The organism is Nitrosomonas ureae (assembly GCF_900108305.1).
In the GTDB taxonomy this organism is placed as follows: Bacteria; Pseudomonadota; Gammaproteobacteria; order Burkholderiales; family Nitrosomonadaceae; genus Nitrosomonas; species Nitrosomonas ureae_B.
Window position 1 is genome coordinate 55,561 of record NZ_FNUX01000005.1, and the last position, 17,574, is coordinate 73,134.

A 17,574-nucleotide genomic window follows, 5' to 3' on the forward strand; every position below is an offset into this window, starting at 1 on the left:
CTACAGGTTTATAAAGCATTTGCTCCTGGATTCTGCAATAAATCCTTCGTGGGTTCTTCCTGCATATCGATATCAACAGTGGGATTATCCATAGTAATCGCTTTTTCCGCTTTCTCATTCATTACCACGATGCTGATCCGGCGATTAATTGGATTAAGAGGATCTTGTTTATCAAATAATACAGCCGAAGACAATCCGACAACTTGCAGCATCTTATTAGCATCCATGCCGCCTACAATCAATTCCCGGCGGGAAGCATTGGCCCGGTCGGCGGAAAGTTCCCAGTTACTGTAACCTTTATCACCGGCCGGAAAAGGTTTTGCATCCGTATGGCCGGAAAGACTGATTTTGTTGGTTACTTCGTTCAGCATGTTGCCAATTTCACGCAGAATGGTTCGGGTATAGGGTTGTAACTCGGCACTTCCAAGAGCGAACATAGGCCGGTTTTTCTCATCAACAATTTGGATTCTTAATCCATCAGTAGTGATATCCAGCAGTAATTGGTTTGCAAATCTTTGCAATTGGGGATTGGCCTGAATGGCTTTTTCAATTTTCTTTTTTAACCCTTCGAGTTTTTCCAACTCAATCCGTTCTTTAATAACTTTTATTGCCTGCTTATTGGCTTTGTCGTTAGTAATAATTTCTCCATTCTTAACTTGACCGTGCTGACGGGTAAGATCTGTGCCGCCCCCCTTAACTAAGCTATTGCTTTCTCCAATGCTCGAGCCACCCATGAAAGCGATTTTTAACGGTGTTTTAAAATATTCCGAGATACCTTCCAATTGGCTCTGGGTCGATGATCCTAATAGCCACATCAGCAAAAAGAAAGCCATCATGGCGGTTACGAAATCCGCATAGGCGATTTTCCAGGCGCCGCCATGGTGGCCACCAGTCACCTTTTTAATTCGTTTAATGACTATTGGGCGCTGTGAAAGATCATCAGCCATAAATATTCTCGCAAATTAAATTGTGGGCACTATGTTGGGAGGACTATGAATTACCTGGATTTACTTTGCTTAACATGCTCTTCCAGCTCCAGGAAAGAAGGTCTTTCGGTGGTAAATAACACTTTCCGGCCGAATTCAACCGCTAGCACAGGTGAATAGCCGTTTAAATTGGCTAACAACGTAATCTTGATGCATTCAAACATTTTGCTGGATTCGTGGAGATTGTGTTCGAGTTTACCGGCGAGCGGGCTGACAAATCCGTATGCCAGTAAAATTCCCAGGAATGTACCCACAAGGGCCGCGGCGATCAGAACGCCTAATTCCGCAGGTGGAAGATGAACGGATTCCATCGTATGTACCACGCCCATAACGGCTGCAACAATACCAAAGGCAGGCAGTCCATCGCCCAGTTTTGCTATCACATGAACGGGCACTTCCCCTTCCTGATGGTGCGTTTCCAATTCGCTATCCATGAGACTCTCAATTTCCAGAGAATTAAGATTGCCGCCCACCATTAACCGTAAATAATCGGTGATAAATTCGGTGATATGATGATCGGCCAGGATATCCGGATATTTGGTAAAAATGGGACTATTCGACGGATCATCCACATCTCCTTCAATAGACATCAATCCTTCTTTACGAATTTTTCCAAGTACCTCATAGAGTAATGTCATCAGATCCATGTAAAGCGCCTTGGTATATTTAGACCCCTTGAAAACGGTAGGCAAAGCCTTCATCGTGGCCTTAAGCGCTTTATTTGAATTGCCAACCACAAATGCGCCAATAGCGCCACCACCGATCATGAGAATTTCCACAGGTTGCCATAAAGAAGCCAAGTGACCGCCCGCTAGCGCAAAACCGCCAAATACAGAAATAATAATAATGATATAACCGACCGATACGAGCATTGCGATGACTCCCTGGAATGTAAATACGCAATTGTTTGATGGCAAATTCTGAAGTGAGAAATTAGCACATCACGGCTTTAATCATTCTCGAAGAAAAGGTTGGTTTTCCCCGTGTTTTCCGGTTTTTTATTTATTCAGATCGATATCAAGGAAACGAGAGGGGCACTATTTATAGAAATGCAATCCACAAGTAATTGATACAGAGTGATTTGTCAACGAGAGCGGCTGGGTTGGTTAACTAGCGGTTAAATTGAGTGGTAATCTTTGATCGGCTTCTTTTTGTCGTTGTAATTCCCACATACGCGCATAGTTACCTTTCATGGCAAGCAACTGCTGATGTGTGCCACGCTCGATGATGCGCCCATGATCCATGACCAGGATCTGGTCAGCGTCAGCAATGGTGGATAATCGGTGCGCTATGGTCAATGTCGTTCGATTTTTTGCGATGCGTTTCAACTCGGCTTGAATACGTTTTTCTGAATGTGAATCCAGCGCTGATGTGGCTTCATCAAAAATCAGCATGGCAGGATTCTTTAAAATGGTGCGCGCAATGGCCACGCGCTGTTTCTCGCCACCGGATAGTTTCAAGCCGCGTTCGCCGACGATGGTTTCATATTTGTCAGGAAGGCTCTCAATAAAATCATCGATGTGCGCTGACCTGGCTGCTGCATAGACTTCATCCGCCGTGGCATCCGGGCGCCCATAGGCAATGTTGTAATAAATGCTATCGTTAAATAGCACGGTGTCTTGCGGCACGATGCCCATGGCGCTGCGCAGGCTTTGCTGCGTGACGTCCCGGATATCCTGATCATTGATCATGATGCAACCTGACTGCACGTCATAAAAGCGGAACAACAAGCGCGCCAGTGTGGATTTCCCTGAACCACTATGACCCACAACGGCGATGTTTTGTCCGGACGGGATATCAAAGCTGACATCAAACAGGATTTGACGATTAGGCTCATAGCTAAAATTTATATGATTAAAATGGATCGCCGCATTTTTGACATCGAGTATCCGGGCATCGAGCTTGTCCTGAATTTCTTTGTTTTCCTCCAGTAAAGTAAACATGCGCTCCATATCTGCGAGCGAATGCTTGATTTCGCGGTACACAAAGCCGAGGAAATGTAATGGCATATAAAGTTGCAGCATGAAAGCATTGATCAGCACCAGATCGCCCAGCGTCATATGGCCATCGATGACCTGATCGGCTGCCAATAGCATGAGCAGCGTGACTCCGACAGCAATTATTGCGCTTTGTCCTGCGTTAAGCGCTGCCAGCGAAGTTTGATTGCGTATGGCGGCTTTTTCCCATGATTGCAGATGTTCATCGTAACGCCGGGCTTCCCAGGATTCATTGCCAAAGTATTTGACCGTTTCATAATTCAGCAAACTGTCGATTGCCTGGGTGTTGGCCTTGGAGTCCATATTGTTCATGGTGCGGCGGAAAATCATGCGCCATTCGGTGACGATCAGCGTCAACGCAATATAAGCCAGCAAGGTCAGGACAATGATGATGGCAAACCAGATATCATACCGGCTAATGAGAATGATCAATACCAAACCGATTTCCAGCAGTGTCGGCAAGATATTGAACAGCATAAAATTCAGCAGGAATGAAATGCCGCGCGTGCCGCGTTCGATATCGCGCGAAACGCCACCGGTCTGCCGTTCCAAATGAAAACGCAATGACAGGGAATGCAGGTGGCTGAATACTTTGTTGGCAATGCGCCGGATCGCTCGTTGCGTCACCTTGGCGAAGATGGCATCGCGTAATTCGCCAAATAAAGTGCTGCACAGGCGTAATACGCCATAACTCAGCAGCAAAAAAACGGGTAGCGTCAGTTCGGCGCGCGTTTGATCCAAAGCATCGACAATTTCCTTTAGCACCAATGGAACAGAAACGTTGGCTAATTTGGCCAATACCAGCAAGCTGAGCGCAAGCACAACTCTGACTTTAAATTCCCATAAATAGGGTAGCAATGCAGCTATCGTTTTAAGATTGCTGCGGGTGGCCGCTGGCTTCTCAAGGCGGGTAGGGCGCATTAAATATTAAATCAAAGTAATAAATAGATAATTGAACAAGCGGATAAAGCAACAACGCCCGACCAGCACCAAATCCACATCAATTTTCCCGGGCGATGCTGGGCGGGCATAGTGTTGCTGAATACGGCCTGCATGTTTAGCACGGCGAGAACCGGGGCTGCAACGAAAGAGACGACAGTGGCAATTTTAACCATTTCACGCATCGAGGTAAGATAAAAGAAGAGGATAAATAATGTTCCTGTAATAATGATCAATAGCCAGACCAAATAGGTTTTTTCATTATTCAGCAGTGATTTTTGCGGGAATAATAACTCCAGGGAGGCGCTGATTGAGCGTGGAAAAGCATCGAGAACGGTCAATGTCGTGCTGAACATGGTCGCCAGTGCTGCGATGGCAACAATGGGATAAGCCCACTCGCCCAATGCCTGTTCGTACATATCCAGCAATTGTCCTGCAAAGGCTGCGCCTCCCGCTGCAAAAGGAACATTACTGCCATACATCACCAACGCACCCAATAATAGAAAGCAGATCGCCAGAAAAGCGGTTCCAATATAACCCACTCTAAAGTCGAACAGAGCATCTTGCATGCTGGTTAACTTACCGCTACTCTCATTTTTGCTTTTGGCCCAAATGGAATGCCATACGGAAAGATCAAGAGGTGCAGGCATCCAGCCAAGAAATGTGGCCAAAAAGATTAAATGCACCGTATCAGAAAATGAGAAAAATACAGTAGCGGTTTTGTGATGCCCGGGATTGTCAAACAACAGCATGATCACAGCAGCGACCGAAGTTATCGTAAGTATCAGGATAATTATTTTCATCAGTTTATCCAGAAGCTTATAGTGGCCACTGACCAGCAGGATCAAAGCGAACAGCAGTAAGATACTGCTGATAATGAATTCAATTATTTTCGGATCATGCCCGCCAAATCCTTCAAGGCCAAAAATACTTTTTATCAAGCCAGCCGTTACTACAGTAATGGCGGCTTGAACGATGAACATGGTCGATATCGACAGGCATAGATAGAGCCATACGGCCCATTTCCCCAGTTTTAAATATCCGTGCAAAATATGCTGCCCCGTCGCTGCGGTATAACGCGGACCGAATTCAAAGAAAGGATATTTGATTAAATGAATAATAATAATTGCAATAATTAACTCGAATCCAAACATGCCGCCGACTTGAGTCGATTGAACCAGATGAGAAACGCCCACAGCTGCGCCCGCATAGAGTAATCCAGGCCCCAGGCGTGAAATAAAATGATTTAAAAGCTTGGGTAGCGACATAGCATGTTGTTCTGGTAAGGAATAGGGATTGTTTGCTGGATCAACAAAATTTAATTCCCGGTTTGGCTAATGAATAAAAATTATTGTTCATTACCTTGAGTTCTTGGATTATCGGCGGTAAGGTAACACAAGTATGGATATTTTGCTTCTCAACTGAGTTGCCGGAAGCATTTTGGGTTATAACAATAATCTAAATCTTTAATACTTAACTGGAGCAATTATGGAGATTACCTGTTATCGCGATCCGGAGATCTATCGAGAGACTCGTCACTTACCTGCAGATATTTATAATCTGGCCATTACCTTATTAACGCGCTGTCCGACCGGGCATTTGTTCGTGCCTATCCGTACCATGCAATATATGGCTATTGTCGATAGCAATGAATTTGTGTTTGTCGACGGGGAGCGTAAATGCTGGATTGATATTGCGTGGTGCAATTTCAAGCGGGAAGATCGTGATGCATTGAATCATCCGGTCGTCTATGATGCAATCTATTACCGTGAGAACATGTCAGAAATCATGACTCGATTGCAAAGGGAATTCCCTCTGGCATTAAAGATCTTGGTCAATAAGGTCAAGTTGGATGGCCCGGCACGGATTCTTCATTTCCCGGCAAAGCGCTAGTCATCGTCATCCAGCTCGGTATCCCAGCCTTTCTCTTTCGCCTTTGCAATGGCTCGTGCGTATAGTTGCGCATGCCGTTCACGTAATTCATCCGGTAAACGGCTTGGCAGGTGTGCGTAGGGCTCCCAAGCAGCGTAGACTTTTTCGTACAGGGATTGCATTTGCGCGCCACTCCAGCCCGCGCAGGTTTCGGAGTCGGGCAAAATGCCGAACACCCAGGCATCACGCACAATGCGGCCTAGATGAGTGAGCCCTTCATTTTCATCTTGATCAATACCTATATAGTGTTGTTCTAACATTGCGGTAATCCCGTTATTGTGAGTGTGCGGACAATTTTCACTTAGTGCTTTATTATGTCATTTTCTAATTCTGTATCAAAGCGTTGCAATATATGATGAGTCATGCTTTTAGCAAGCTCCTCTTCACTGAAAAATACGGTGCCAACCTTGTCCTGGCGCAGTAATGCCGTTTCATCTTCATTGCGGGTGCGTAATACAATCTCGATTTCAGGATTCAAGGTACGTGCGGTATCAATCATCTGACGAGCATTTAATGGATCGGGGATTGCAATGACTAGCATTGCCGCGTTGGTGATATGCGCCTGAATTAATACCGAGGGTTCTGTCGCATCCCCGGATACCGCATTAATATTCTGTTTTCGCAGATCCTGTACCAGTTCACGATTTTGCTCCGCAACGACAAACGGAATATCCTGTTCCACAAGCGCCTGTACGATGCGTTCACCTACGTGGCCATAGCCGACGAGTACGACCTGGCCGTGAAGATATTTACGTTCGGTGCTCATCGGGAGTTCAGCATACGGATCATCCCGGCTTTCATATCTGCGCGCCACGGCAGAATGCTTCAAGATCAAATTACGGAGAGGCTCAATAACGGCAAAAGCGATCGGATTAAAGGCAATGGAAATCAACGCGCCTGCAAGTACCAGGCTCATTCCCTCAGCAGGCATTAACCCAAGCGATAGCCCCAAGCCCGCCAGAATAAACGAAAATTCGCCGATCTGACCAAGACTGGCGGCCACTGTCAATGCAGTATTCAACGGATAGCGTAGGATCAGCACCAGCAACATGGCCGCTATTGATTTTCCCACAATAATAATCGCGACCACCGCTAAAACATGCATAGGCTCATCGATTAATACGGCAGGATCGAACAACATGCCGACGGAAACAAAAAACAATACCGCAAAAGCATCGCGTAGGGGTAAGGATTCTTCCGCAGCGCGATGACTGAATTTTGATTCGCGCATTACCATACCGGCAAAGAAAGCACCCAGTGCAAACGACACATTAAACAATGCCGCGGCGCCATAGGCTATGCAAATGGCGGCGGCAACCACAGCCAGCGTGAACAGTTCGCGCGAGCCGGTGCGGGCAACCTGCCATAGTAACCAGGGCAGTACGCGCAGCCCGACAATAAGCATGATCGCGATAAAGGCCGAAACTAACAGTAAAGTGATTCCGATCGTTTGCCACAGAGGTTGTGTTGCAGTTTCAGCGCCATTTGATCCTCCCAGCATGGTGGCAAAGGATGGCAGCAGCACCAGAATCAGAACCGTGACTAAATCTTCAACAATCAACCAGCCAACCGCGATTCGACCGGTCATGGTGTCCAGTAATCCTCGTGATTCAACTGCTTTAAGGAGCACGACCGTACTGGCGCAGGATAACGATAAACCTAGAACCAGCCCTGCACCAAAATCCCATCCCCACCAATCCGCCAGGGCCATACCCAGTAAAGTTGCAACAGTCATCTGCACGATTGCACCCGGTACGGCGATACGCTTGACAGCTAACAGATCATTCAAGGAGAAATGTAACCCGACACCAAACATCAGCAGCATCACGCCGATTTCCGATAATTGCGAGGCAATATCGATATCTGCGACAAATCCGGGCGTGGCGGGACTGATCGCAATTCCGGCCAATAGATAGCCAACCAATGCGGGAGTTTTCAGCTTTTCAGCGATAAAGCCAAAAATCAAAGCCAAACCAAAACCCGCTGCGATCGTGGTGATCAGTGTAATGTCATGTTCCATTCAACTTTTAAAGTTAAGGTTAATCAGTCGGAGCACGCTAATTGGGCTTCAGGAAAACTTCAGGATGCTTCTCAATTCCGGTCATGCCATCAAGGCTTATCCAGCAAAATCGGAGTGTTTAAAAACTTCTCGAATTCAATACGCTCTTCCTCAATGGCTTCAAGTATTTGATGCTTAAACTCTTCACGCGAGAATGCTTCTTCAAGCATCAAGAGCAATTTCTCGATCGTTAGGCCAATAGTAATGCCGCCAATGATACCACCAATGGCTGCACCGATGGCCGTCCCAATGCCGGGAATGAATGAGCCTAGCGCCATGCCGGTTGCGGCGCCCGCTGCGGCTCCGCCTAAAGCGCTGACTGCCTTGCCGGCGGTTACCTTGATCAGAGCTTGCGCCCCCAGCTTGATAATGCCTTTCCCGGCCACTTTCGCTGTGATCTTGCCGGCAATCGCACCGGTGATTGCACCGGCGGTGCCTATTCCGCCGGAAATCAGCATACGGTTTTCCAGATTAATAATCACACTGTGTGCAGGTGGCTCTTTCAGCGCGCTTAACGAGGCCTGCCGAACAATTTCCAGTTGCGAGTCATCGATGAGATCAACGCGATTTTCATTGAGTATTCGCTCAACTTTCTGCAAATGCTCAGCGCGCAATTGCAGATTATTCTGTAACAGGCTTTCAATGGATTGTTGCACCGGGCCGAATGCGTTGCCTTGCATCAGATAATTCTGGAGTTTTTCCGCCATCCAGTTTTCCAATGTACCGGTAGCAAGCGCTACAATACGTTCATATTCGCCTGGCAAGCTATAATACCAATCGAGATAATCGTCCACATTGTCAATCATTTGCTCAAAGCCTAGAGCGGTAGTTTTGCGCAATTGATCGATTGAAGTTTCCAATTTGTGCAGGCTTTCGAGATAAGCCTGTTCGATCTGTTCCGCAGTTCCGGGTTGATAGTAATCATCTCCAATTTTTTCCACCGTCTGAATGATAATTTGCTGAGAAGCGCGAATTTCGCCGACTGTCTCCGGATTGGAGCGCATCCAGGCATCGACGTAAACAGTGGACGGCACATAAATGAAGAAAACAAAAAAAGTGGCTAACGCCGATGTGATACCCCAGGCCCACGGGGAAACCGCAGGCGGATCATCGCTATCCTGTATCGGAGCAAACACGCGGCGGTATTCGGATAAAGGGACCATGAAACTGGATATGCCCAGTGCTACATTGAAGAAGAACACTAAGCTCCCCAGAAAAACCGCGCCTAAATAAAACATGTTACTGAGTGAGTGCAAGCTACTGAGTGCATAGCGTTTTACGCCTTCGATAAAACCTAGTAACCGATTGGTTTCAAGAATCAGAACACTGTTTGTTGTTCCGTCCAGATGCTTGCTCGCCGTCATGACCGCTTCAGCCAGTGATGAATATTGGCGATTTACATCACTGTGGTTGATGAAAATGACAAAAAATATTGCCATTACCAGCGCAGTTGCCCAGCGAGACCAGGATAAAGATTTGTGCACGGCAATGTAGAATTTATATTCGCGTGCAGCCAAAGGGAAGAAAATGGCATAAATGGCCGCGAATACGGGGATTGCCGCAAAGAATGCGATCCATTCCCGCTTCTCGGCTGAGCCGAGATAAAACAGCAATAAAAATGCAAAAATGACCGACCATAGCAACCAGCCGATATACGCCAGGATTCGCCGGGTGAATAACCAATGCAAAATGCCGGATTTCTTGAATTGACTGGAAAGATAGATTCTTTGTATGGTTACTGCATAAATAGCCGCAGAGTAAATGGGTAAGGCAAATATGAGCGTTATCAGCAAAGCAAACCATAATTGTTGATCCGGAATCAATCGCCCCAGGAAATAGGCAAATGCGAGCCAGCTTGCGGAAAATACCAGATAACCAAGCGCTGTTATAAAATTGAAATTTTTAAACGCTGAAAACACTGCAATGATTCCTTCATGATCAATCTACCGGAAATGAATTTTAACTGTTGCAGGTAGGGGATAGGCTGCTGATAGTAGACTTTATTGGCTAGCGGCTGTCAAGATATTGATAGAATCAGCGCTTCCTTATTAGATTGATACAATTCTTCAAGCTCGCTGGATAAGAATTGTATCAATCCTGGCTTGTGGTTTAAGACATGAATCAGTTTCTTAATGATTGGCTGGCTTTGGTCCTGGAACAACTGTTGCTGATGACGATCCCGATGGCTGATCTGTAGAAACCTTGGTATCGGATTGTAAACCGTTCATGGATTGGGGTGTGTCAGGAGTTTTATTTTCTGATCCGGTGTTATCAGGTTTTGCTTTGTCTTCAATCGTGGTTTCACTTTTCTTATTCGTGAGTTGTTTCTGTGCTTCTTCACTAGTGTCTGGACTGAAGTAGTCATTGGTCCAAAGGTAGGCGATGCTGCTCAGCAGCAGTATGATAAACAAATACAATTTCCATGGACGCTCTTTTTCGGCATAAGGATCAACCAATGATCTCTGGGCGCCGAGTGGCAAGCTGGCCATTTTTGTCAGCGAGGCGCCAAATGGAATATTGATAATGGCACGGGTATTTACTGCCCAACCATTGCCATCGAGTAATGGCGCCAGATTGCGTTTACGTAGCTTGAGAAACGCGAGAATGACCGATGGGCCCGAGATCAACAGGATCAGGCCAAGGATTGCCAAGGGCATTTGCCACCAGACTAAACTGATGAATCCCGTAACGACTGATGCAATCGCAGTGCCAATCGCTCCAATAGCCAGCCCAATTGCTGCAAAGATACCGGCAAATTTACCGACATCAAATGGAACGGGAGGGGCTTTAACTGCTTCTGCTGTTTGTGCGGTACTGGTTATGCCGGAAGCCGCCTGATCTTGCACGGCTTTTTCCCGGGCGCTGACCATTTTCTCGATCTGCTCATCAATCATTTTGCCAATCCGCTTATACGGATACCAGAAAGCCTGGCGGACGCTGATAGGGTGTTCGATAATCTTTACGATCGTCGCATCCCAGTCTTGGCCTTTGCGGTCATAAAAAATGCCATTCCGGCCTACCATCAGATTGTCGGCATCGCCATTTGTGAACGCTGCGACGATATTCATTTTTTTACTATCGTCGTCTCTTCGTTGGCATTCGCAATAGGCCAAATAGGTACCGCTTAAATTTGCCATGCTGCTGTGCTTGTTGATGTCAGTGACGTGCAAGCAAAAATCACAGCTACGGCCATCCAGATAGAGCGATCCCACCTGAAAAATTGCTTTGTTCTGGGCCGTGTAAAAATCATGAAACGATACAAAATTATCCAATAGCTGGAAAAGATGACAATGAAAGCGAATTAACTTTTCCACCGAATTGATGGCATCCGCAGTGCCGGAGTGTGACTTGTCGTTCTGAATCAGTTGCATGATTTTGTCATGGTGCCCGCCTGTCAGAATGGCGCGAACACGCTTGATTCCTAAAGGTTCAACAGCAGCGCCGCGTTTGGTTTTCAACCATGCCTGATAAGCGGAGAATCTGTTGCATAATTCCTGCCAGTCTCCATTGCTTAGATTATCTTTATTGCCTAACAATGGCGTGACAACTTTCTTTTTAAACTCAGCCAGGGCGTCGGCCCAGGCAGGATTAATCTCGTTTTCAAGCGGAAGCGGTTTTTTTGCTTCGACTTTTGCCAAAGGAAAAGCAGCGATCTCTTCAGAGTCCGCGGATAGATTTCTGCTGGTCAGCGCTTCATATTCGGTTAGCGCGGGATTCAACGGATCACCGGCGCGCTGATCAAATTCTGCCAATTTGCTGCGTGTAAAATAATCATCAATTTTAACCTTAACGCGATCGAATGCTGCTTGGGCAGCGCCCGTTTCATCGCCAAGCAGCAGAATGTTGATCGAGTCTTTCTCAGCCTCCCGCCACCATTCAGAAAAAGCGTTCGCTTCCATATAGAATTGTTTGACTTTTTCTTCAGAGATGCCTGGCAAACCCGACCGATCTTCATCCGATCCGACACAAAGAATGATTTCTTCAATGACAGCTTGAGTATTCGGTTCTGGCGCGGCGCTCGAAGGAATAATGCCATCCCCGTTGTATTTTGTGCTGGCAAAAATCCTGTTCAAATCTGCCGTATCTTCAACGGTGATTGCGGGTTCTTCGCCTTTGCCAATATTGAGCAATATTTCTTTTGCCGATGCCAGCAAAATAGCGCCTTCCGCCGTATCGTCATTGATAGCGCTCAAAGATAGGGAATTTGATCCCAGGATCATATCTTCCGGATTCTTTAGCAGCGATGTGGTCCAATTTACGGCTGCAATAATCTCCGGTACGCGTATATGACCATCTTTATCGGTATCTATGAATTCGAGTGTTTTAGCATCAAATTCCAAATGATCGGTAGGGCAGCTCAGTGCTGCCCAGAGTTTAGGGTCGAGCTCGCCGAGTGATTTTAAGTCAGCGCTTGAGTTTAAGTGCACTTGATCGAAACCGCCGGAGCGGAAGAAATGCCATTTATGTAAAATACCCATGATTTCCTTTAGTTGTAGCTGTTTGATTTAAGATGATTAATAACTTGACAAGACTACATGGACTCTATTGTCAAGGCAAGGTTTTGAATATTGGTTTGGGGATAAACTTATCGTGCTATGTATAGTTTGTTCCCGGATATTGTCTTGGTTTTGAGAAAATCGTTGAGACGCTGTCGGCATGTTGATGAATTTTATTACGTATCCACCTGAGTCAATGTGCAGACCACTTCAATATACCTGTAACATCCAGTCATTGCTTGCCTCATAGCCGGCTATTCATTGTGCGGTATTCCTCCAGCGCGATACTCCGGCATAGCGGCTGACTGTATTCGATGACGGGGGCGGCATTGTTGAAGACCGGTATCGTTGCTATGAATGCCTTCCCGCGTATTGCCGCGTTTGGTTGCATGATACAATGCCTTGGAAAACGTGATGTATAAGACGTAATTCCAGGATTGCAATTTCTATTTTTGTATACAGGAGGGTGCTGATGTCGAAGAAAAACATTCAGGATCGCGCCAGTGGCGCCATCATGGGCGCTTTCATTGGTGATGCGCTGGCTCTCGGCCCGCATTGGTACTATAGTCTGGACGATCTTCGGCGTGATTATGGAGAATGGATCAGTACCTATACTGACCCCAAACCTGACCGGTATCATGCTGGCCTTAAAGGCGGTCAATTGTCGCAAGCAGGTTTCATTCTCACGCTTATGGTGCGTTCGCTTGTTGACCGGGGTGGCTACGATACAGAAGATTTTTGCCGTCGCATGGATGAAGATCTCTTGCCGCTACTTGACGGAACGCCGGTGAGCGGGCCCGGCGGGTACACCAGCCAGTCAATTCGTGAAGTATGGAGGCGGCGTGTGGAGCAAAAGCTGCCTTGGGGGAAAACCGGTAGTCACGCCGATACGACTGAGGCCATAGAGCGCACCCTTGCCATTGCTGTCCGCTATGCATTGAATCCCGGTCAGCTTGCTGATGCCATAACCAAAAATACCCTTCTGACCCAGTCTGATGAAATCGTAGTATCCCTGACCGTCGCTTATGGTGCAGTATTGGGTCTTTTGATTCAGGGGCATGCTCTGGATACGGAATTGTCCGGGAAGCTCTTGGAATTAGTAAAAAAAGGCGCACTACCGTTTCATGTCGTGACTCGGGATGATTTACAAATGCCACGTCCGGGTGACCCTGATCCGCCTCGCGCAGGACGCTTCGCCTCACCGGACGCATTGCTGACGCCTTCGTATATGGCCGCAGCCGTGAACGATCCTGAAATTCGTATAGAGCCGGCATGGAAAGTATCGATTGTTTATGGTATGCCCTGTGCCATTTATCACCAATTGCCTGCTGCCTATTATCTTGCAGCTCGTTTTCACGGCGATTTTGAATCAGCTGTACTCCATGCCGTCAATGGTGGTGGACAAAACCAGGCACGGGCTATTCTCACGGGGGCACTGGCAGGCGCTCAAACCGGTTTTTCGGGCATTCCCAGACGTCTGATCGATGGGCTAAAAGAAGCGGCCATTCTGGAGAAGCTGGCTAAGGATCTGGCCGCATGTATTGAAATACCCTAGCAGTAGTGATTTTGCAAAACAACAAAGCTTTTGCGGATCGGTTCGAGTACTTCTGTTACTTTCTACTGATTATCCTTCCAGAAATTCCTGCCCGACTCCCTCATTAGCCAACTGAACAACCACCGGCTAAAGCCGGTGGGTTTGGGCTACGGACTGAAAGTCCGGATACGCGCCGACTGAACGGCGTGTCTTTCGGGTTTCATTTTAAAATTCCCGTTGCGATGGCTATAGCGATGGCTATATGGCAGCGCTAACTTTTGCACGCCGGTTTACCCTCATGATGACGCGAGATAAAAAGATGTCGAGGGTAAAACGGTGATCCCATTAGTCCTGTCGGGATGTTGACCCAGAGAACGTCTCGAACACTGAAACAGAGTAATCCAGAAAAATCTCAATTTTTTGCTTGAGATCGGTGGACATCGTAATCCGCTTGGAGCGGAGATCATTGGGGTCTATATGCTCAATGAGTAAACCTTGATCGATTGCAATCTGGACGTATTTGACGGCGGTGCGCTGGCTGACGTTGGGCATGAGCTGGTACAGCTCGGATTTGTGGAAAGTATCGTCAAGCCTCAGCCATATGCGCGTAAAAAGATCATAGTAATTCAAATCGTGAAACAGCTTATCTCCCAGGACATCCAACCAATACTGATCCGTACTGTTTATCAGTTGGATGAGCTGGCGTCGTCTTGCGTCCGTCTGCTTTGCAGGTTTGATCATTTTTCTTATCTCCTTCTCTTTGACGTTTGCGGAATTCGCAATGATTAAAAAATATCATCATACATCTTTTTGCATGTAATTTTGCATGTATAATTGCAAAATTCATGTCGAATAAAAAGTAACTACGAAAGAAGGAGTCAAGCCATGATGAGTACAATAGAAAAAAACTGGTTTCGTTACGAGGGCAGCTTGCGTCCAACCATCCTGGCATTGCTATATTGCCAGATAACTTATGTTGGCGGAGCCGTGCTTATCTTGTCCCTGAATCCGGTTCTCATGATGATCGGTACGCTCGCAATGGCTCACGGTATGGTAATCGCCGCTTATATGATCCACGAATGCGGACACAATTCCGTATTCAAATCATCGCGTCACAATGCCTGGCTGGGAAGCGCATTAAATTGGCTTACCGGCGGCTGTTATGGAACGTATGACAATTTGCGCGCAAATCACATGAGACATCACGTAGACCACGTCGATACCGTGGTGTTCGACTACCGGAGCTATCTTGCACGTCATCCGATGCAGCTCAAAATCGTGAAGGCTTTGGAATGGCTGTACATACCAGCGGTAGAGCTCTTCATGCATGCTGTTCTGATTTCCGCCCCATTCATCTTTAAGGAAAAAGCGGATCAACGGCTTCGGGTAACCGGGATAATCGTTGTCCGGTTCAGTCTGTTTCTGGCGGTATTCCTCTATTCGCCTATCGTTTATGTCTGCTACCTTCTGGCCTATATCATCTTTCTGACGGTTCTGCGTTTCATGGATGCACTTCAACACAACTATGAATTCGTCGTGGCAGCGGATAGCAATCCCGATCCGGTAAAGCACAAAGACGACCGGAACTATGAGCAGTCTCATACTTTTAGCAATCCGATTTCAATCAATCGCCCGTGGCTAAATCTTCTTACGCTTAACTTTGGCTATCACAACGTGCATCATGCAAAACCTACGGTACCCTGGCACGAACTGCCAAAATTGCACCAGATGCTGTATGACAATGAAACGATTTTTGTTATTCCATTCCGCAAGCAGCTATTGAGTTTCCATAACAGCAGGGTAGCGCGCGTGATCGGTGATGTTAGCGAAATGCAAGGCAACCGGTTTGCACGACGTCTTCAGAAAGGCTCTGCGGTAGGCGCTGATGGAATATCTTTCCTGGTTCCATACTAAACCAATGGTATTAACGTCGTTGATGATAAACTTGAGCGGGTAAAACGGTAGAATCAGTAATTCTTGCACCGGTCGACATCATCTTTGGAAGAGGTCAAAACGGTCAAGAATGCCTGGATGAGGAAACTCTTCATCATTAACCATGTCGGATGACTCATGATTAAGAAGCTGCAATGGAAGGGGTTTTCCACGATGACGTGGAAAGATGTGCAACGCGATTTTTTGGCGTCCGTTGTGGTATTTCTGGTGGCATTGCCCTTATGTATGGGCATTGCCATTGCTTCGGGTGTCCCTCCCGTGAAGGGAATTATTACCGGTATTATCGGTGGCCTGGTTGTCGGATTCCTTGCCGGTTGTCCGCTGCAGATCAGCGGCCCGGCTGCTGGTCTGACCGTGCTTATCTTCGATATGGTTCAGCGTTTTGGCGTGGACAAACTAGGGATAGTGGTTCTGATGGCAGGAGCAATTCAAATCCTGGCGGGATTTCTCCAGTTAGGTCAATGGTTCCGGGCCGTCTCCCCTGCGGTTATTCAAGGGATGTTAGCGGGAATCGGCGTGCTTATCCTGGCAAGCCAATTTCACATCATGATTGGGGACACGCCCAAGGAAAATGGACTTGAGAATATTTTGACCATTCCCGAAGCCATGAGGAAAGGGTTAATCCCTCATGAGGGAGATGACCCGAGCCATTGGGTGTCGGCCCATATTGGAATTCTCACGATCACAGTCATTATTCTTTGGCAATTCCTGGTGCCCAAAAAGTTTCAATTTATCCCCGCTCCATTGGTGGGTGTATTGGTCGCGAGTGGAGTGGCATACGTGCAAAATCTCTCCATCAATTATATTGAATTCCGGGATAGCCTCGATAGCTCGATCCATTTTCCGGGAATGGAGGATTTTGCTTCCCTTCTCGATCCGTCCCTATTGTCCATAGCAATCTCCATTGCCTTTATCGCCAGCGCGGAAACCCTCTTATGCGCCGCTGCCGTCGACCAAATGCATTCGGGTCAGCGAACCCGATACAACCGGGAAATGTCTGCCCAGGGGATTGGAAATTTTTTATGTGGATTCCTTGGGGCTTTACCCATGACTGGCGTGATCGTCCGCAGCAAAGCCAATATTCAGAGTGGAGGCCGAACCCGTGTTTCAGCCATTTTGCATGGTGGATGGTTACTGCTCTTTGCCGGACTCTTTCCGCAAATACTCGAACTGGTTCCCATCGCGAGTCTGGCCGCTCTTCTCGTGTATACCGGCTATAACCTCATCAATGTACAGGCTATCCGGACACTTTCAATGTTTGGCCGGGGAGAAGTCGTCGTGTATGCGGTGACCCTTGTGACCATTGTGACAACTAACCTTTTGATAGGCGTGCTTGCAGGGTTCGGTGTGGCACTTGCGAAGCTTATATATTCAACCAATATCCTTAAGATTTTCGTTGACCAAGGAACGAACAGCAAATCGATTTCCATCAAATTCTCAGGTGCCGCCACGTTCGTAAGTCTTCCCAAGATGGCCAATATCCTGGACGACGTTCCATTGAAAAGAGATGTTCATCTCGATTTCGATGATCTACGGTATATTGATCACGCTTGCCTTAACCTGCTGGTCTCATGGAAGAGATTTTATGAAGCCAGAAATGGAACAGTGTCTTTCGATTGGAAGAAGTTGGAAAACAGGCTAGTCGGAGGAAAATGGGGGCAGGAGTAGAATTGAGAAT

The 17,574-nt window shown here is 47.0% G+C and carries 14 protein-coding genes; 4 read left to right on the plus strand and 10 right to left on the minus strand.

Features of this window, described 5'->3' with window-relative positions; translation table 11 throughout:
• Positions 1-8 precede the first annotated feature (8 nt).
• From motB to C4S39_RS04540, 4 genes are all read right to left on the minus strand, one after another.
• Positions 9-947, minus strand: a complete 939-nt coding sequence (gene motB / locus C4S39_RS04525) for a flagellar motor protein MotB (protein ID WP_103965856.1) — start codon at positions 945-947, stop codon at positions 9-11.
• A gap of 50 nt (positions 948-997) precedes the next feature.
• Entirely contained in the window at positions 998-1,858 is an 861-nt protein-coding gene (motA, locus tag C4S39_RS04530) for a flagellar motor stator protein MotA (protein ID WP_103965857.1), read from the minus strand.
• A gap of 234 nt (positions 1,859-2,092) precedes the next feature.
• Positions 2,093-3,904 (minus strand): ABCB family ABC transporter ATP-binding protein/permease, encoded by a 1,812-nt coding sequence (locus C4S39_RS04535; protein ID WP_103965858.1) that lies wholly within the window; start codon positions 3,902-3,904, stop codon positions 2,093-2,095.
• Between the two features lie 11 nt (positions 3,905-3,915).
• Entirely contained in the window at positions 3,916-5,190 is a 1,275-nt protein-coding gene (locus tag C4S39_RS04540) for an NRAMP family divalent metal transporter (protein WP_103965859.1), read from the minus strand.
• A gap of 220 nt (positions 5,191-5,410) precedes the next feature.
• Here C4S39_RS04540 and C4S39_RS04545 point away from each other — a divergent pair, with 220 nt between their 5' ends.
• Entirely contained in the window at positions 5,411-5,815 is a 405-nt protein-coding gene (locus C4S39_RS04545) for a hypothetical protein (protein WP_103965860.1), read from the plus strand.
• Here the strand turns inward: C4S39_RS04545 and C4S39_RS04550 are convergent.
• The 5 genes from C4S39_RS04550 to C4S39_RS15255 all read right to left on the minus strand — a co-directional run bounded on the left by C4S39_RS04550 (position 5,812) and on the right by C4S39_RS15255 (position 12,800).
• Positions 5,812-6,114 (minus strand): hypothetical protein, encoded by a 303-nt coding sequence (locus C4S39_RS04550; RefSeq protein ID WP_103965861.1) that lies wholly within the window; start codon positions 6,112-6,114, stop codon positions 5,812-5,814. The genes C4S39_RS04545 and C4S39_RS04550 overlap by 4 nt on opposite strands.
• 41 nt (positions 6,115-6,155) lie before the next feature.
• A complete protein-coding gene (ybaL, locus tag C4S39_RS04555; RefSeq protein WP_103965862.1) occupies positions 6,156-7,874 on the minus strand; it encodes a YbaL family putative K(+) efflux transporter in 1,719 nt (572 codons plus the stop codon).
• Between the two features lie 89 nt (positions 7,875-7,963).
• Positions 7,964-9,832: a hypothetical protein gene (locus tag C4S39_RS04560; protein WP_103965863.1), complete on the minus strand. Its 1,869-nt coding sequence runs from the start codon at positions 9,830-9,832 to the stop codon at positions 7,964-7,966.
• A 210-nt stretch (positions 9,833-10,042) separates the two neighbouring features.
• Complete coding sequence (locus C4S39_RS04565) at positions 10,043-12,391, minus strand: hypothetical protein (protein WP_103965864.1); 2,349 nt, start codon at positions 12,389-12,391, stop codon at positions 10,043-10,045.
• Between the two features lie 262 nt (positions 12,392-12,653).
• Positions 12,654-12,800, minus strand: a complete 147-nt coding sequence (locus C4S39_RS15255) for a hypothetical protein (protein ID WP_181023751.1) — start codon at positions 12,798-12,800, stop codon at positions 12,654-12,656.
• Between the two features lie 81 nt (positions 12,801-12,881).
• Between C4S39_RS15255 and C4S39_RS04570 the strand changes: the two genes are divergently transcribed.
• Positions 12,882-13,964 (plus strand): ADP-ribosylglycohydrolase family protein, encoded by a 1,083-nt coding sequence (locus C4S39_RS04570; protein WP_103965865.1) that lies wholly within the window; start codon positions 12,882-12,884, stop codon positions 13,962-13,964.
• A gap of 324 nt (positions 13,965-14,288) precedes the next feature.
• Here the strand turns inward: C4S39_RS04570 and C4S39_RS04575 are convergent, their stop codons facing one another.
• Positions 14,289-14,684 carry a MarR family transcriptional regulator gene (locus tag C4S39_RS04575; RefSeq protein ID WP_258039284.1) on the minus strand — a complete coding sequence of 132 codons (396 nt, stop codon included), beginning with the start codon at positions 14,682-14,684 and terminating at the stop codon, positions 14,289-14,291.
• Between the two features lie 144 nt (positions 14,685-14,828).
• On the opposite strand from C4S39_RS04575, the gene C4S39_RS04580 reads away from it, so the two are divergent.
• Positions 14,829-15,857, plus strand: a complete 1,029-nt coding sequence (locus C4S39_RS04580; protein ID WP_103965866.1) for a fatty acid desaturase family protein — start codon at positions 14,829-14,831, stop codon at positions 15,855-15,857.
• A gap of 156 nt (positions 15,858-16,013) precedes the next feature.
• Positions 16,014-17,564 carry a SulP family inorganic anion transporter gene (locus C4S39_RS04585; protein WP_258039285.1) on the plus strand — a complete coding sequence of 517 codons (1,551 nt, stop codon included), beginning with the start codon at positions 16,014-16,016 and terminating at the stop codon, positions 17,562-17,564.
• Positions 17,565-17,574 lie beyond the last annotated feature (10 nt).

Excerpts from the sequence above, each read along its gene's own strand:
- C4S39_RS04550 (WP_103965861.1), bottom strand. The coding sequence starts at position 6,114 with ATGTTAGAACAACACTATATAGGTATTGATCAAGATGAAAATGAAGGG.
- C4S39_RS04580 (WP_103965866.1), top strand. The coding sequence starts at position 14,829 with ATGATGAGTACAATAGAAAAAAACTGGTTTCGTTACGAGGGCAGCTTG.
- C4S39_RS04570 (WP_103965865.1), top strand. The coding sequence starts at position 12,882 with ATGTCGAAGAAAAACATTCAGGATCGCGCCAGTGGCGCCATCATGGGC.
- C4S39_RS04565 (WP_103965864.1), bottom strand. The coding sequence starts at position 12,391 with ATGGGTATTTTACATAAATGGCATTTCTTCCGCTCCGGCGGTTTCGAT.
- motA (WP_103965857.1), bottom strand. The coding sequence starts at position 1,858 with ATGCTCGTATCGGTCGGTTATATCATTATTATTATTTCTGTATTTGGC.
- C4S39_RS04540 (WP_103965859.1), bottom strand. The coding sequence starts at position 5,190 with ATGTCGCTACCCAAGCTTTTAAATCATTTTATTTCACGCCTGGGGCCT.
- ybaL (WP_103965862.1), bottom strand. The coding sequence starts at position 7,874 with ATGGAACATGACATTACACTGATCACCACGATCGCAGCGGGTTTTGGT.
- C4S39_RS04535 (WP_103965858.1), bottom strand. The coding sequence starts at position 3,904 with ATGCGCCCTACCCGCCTTGAGAAGCCAGCGGCCACCCGCAGCAATCTT.
- C4S39_RS04585 (WP_258039285.1), top strand. The coding sequence starts at position 16,014 with ATGATTAAGAAGCTGCAATGGAAGGGGTTTTCCACGATGACGTGGAAA.
- motB (WP_103965856.1), bottom strand. The coding sequence starts at position 947 with ATGGCTGATGATCTTTCACAGCGCCCAATAGTCATTAAACGAATTAAA.
- C4S39_RS15255 (WP_181023751.1), bottom strand. The coding sequence starts at position 12,800 with ATGCAACCAAACGCGGCAATACGCGGGAAGGCATTCATAGCAACGATA.
- C4S39_RS04575 (WP_258039284.1), bottom strand. The coding sequence starts at position 14,684 with ATGATCAAACCTGCAAAGCAGACGGACGCAAGACGACGCCAGCTCATC.
- C4S39_RS04545 (WP_103965860.1), top strand. The coding sequence starts at position 5,411 with ATGGAGATTACCTGTTATCGCGATCCGGAGATCTATCGAGAGACTCGT.